The sequence below is a fragment of the Methylomonas rosea genome, assembly GCF_024505055.1.
In the GTDB taxonomy this organism is placed as follows: domain Bacteria; phylum Pseudomonadota; class Gammaproteobacteria; order Methylococcales; family Methylomonadaceae; genus Methylomonas; species Methylomonas rosea.
Genome location: NZ_JANIBL010000147.1, coordinates 1 through 1,221, shown reverse-complemented (window position 1 = coordinate 1,221; position 1,221 = coordinate 1). Strand labels below are relative to the sequence as shown.

2 protein-coding genes are annotated in these 1,221 nt (G+C 62.7%); both read right to left on the bottom strand.

The window, feature by feature from the left end; all coding sequences use genetic code 11:
• On the bottom strand, positions 1-659 hold a 659-nt coding region (locus tag NP589_RS21540; protein WP_256608807.1), incomplete at its 3' end, for an efflux RND transporter periplasmic adaptor subunit.
• Positions 656-1,221 (bottom strand): TolC family protein (locus tag NP589_RS21535; protein ID WP_256608806.1); only part of this gene is annotated, 566 nt, incomplete at its 5' end. The genes NP589_RS21540 and NP589_RS21535, both read right to left, overlap by 4 nt.

Below are 1,221 nucleotides of genomic sequence, written 5' to 3'. Positions count from 1 at the left end.
CACTCAACCCGTCCCTGCCGCACCAGCCGGAACAACTCGGTGCCCGCCGTCACCACATCGCCCAAGCCGGCGCTACGCGCCGAAATCACGCCGTCGTCCGAGGCAACGATATGGGTCTGGCTCAAGCGGATCCGTTGGTTTTCCAGTTCCGCTTGCGCCAAGGCCAGGTCGGCGCGCGCGGTTTGCTCGGCGATTAAATATTCGTCGATTTTCTGCGACGACAAGGCCCCGCTGTCTTGAATTTCGCGGGCGCGGACGGCGTCGGCCTGGGCCTTGGCCAGATTGGCCCGGCTTTTATCGACGCTGGCTTGTTGCTTGTGCAGTTCGGCAACGACGGTTTCGTCGGCCAACACCGCCAAATCCTGGCCGCGTTTGACCCGGCTGCCGACGTCGACCTGTATCTGCTTGATCCGCAGACTGCCGATTTCGGCGCCGATTTTGGCTTCCTGCCAGGCCGCTACCGCACCGTTGACCTTGATCGTCACCGGCCAATCCTGTCGGGTCGGCACCACCGTTTCGACCGCCAGCACCGCCTTGGATTTAACGGCAACAGCCGCCGGCGCCGGTTTACCGGCGAATACCAGCAAACCGATGCCGAGGCCAGTCAGGGTGACGCCGACCAGCCAAGTTCGTAAAGTAAATCTTTGCCCGATGTTCATAGTTGCTCCTCGCGTCGGTGGTTACCGGTGCTCAATGGGGTGCCGGCGCTCAATTGCGTGTCCTGGGCACGCCAACCGCCGCCCAGCGCCTTGTATAGCGCGATCCAGTACTGCACGCGATTTTGTTGTTGAGTAATGTGGCTGATTTCCTGCGCGATCATCTGGCCGCGCGCGTCCTCCAGCGACAGCAAACTCAGACCGCCGGCCCGCCAATTCAGCTCGGCCGCCCGAAAATACCGGCGGTATTGCTCGGCGCTACGGCCTTCGACGCTTTCCCGTTGCTCGGCGCCGCTCAGATTGACCAAGGCTTGCTCGACTTCCTTGATCGCGGCGCGAATGTCGCTCCGGTAGCTGGCCCACGCGCTGGCATAGGCGGCTTCAGCGCTATCGACCTTGGAGCGCAATTCGCCGCCGTCGAAGATCGGCAAGGTCACGGTCGGGCCGATCGACCAAGTGTTGCTGCTCAGGGTCAAGCCGGTGGTTTCGGTTTTGCGCTTGCCGATCGAACCGGTCAGGCTGACGCTGGGATAGCGCTTGGCGACCGCGTTGCCGATGTCGGCAC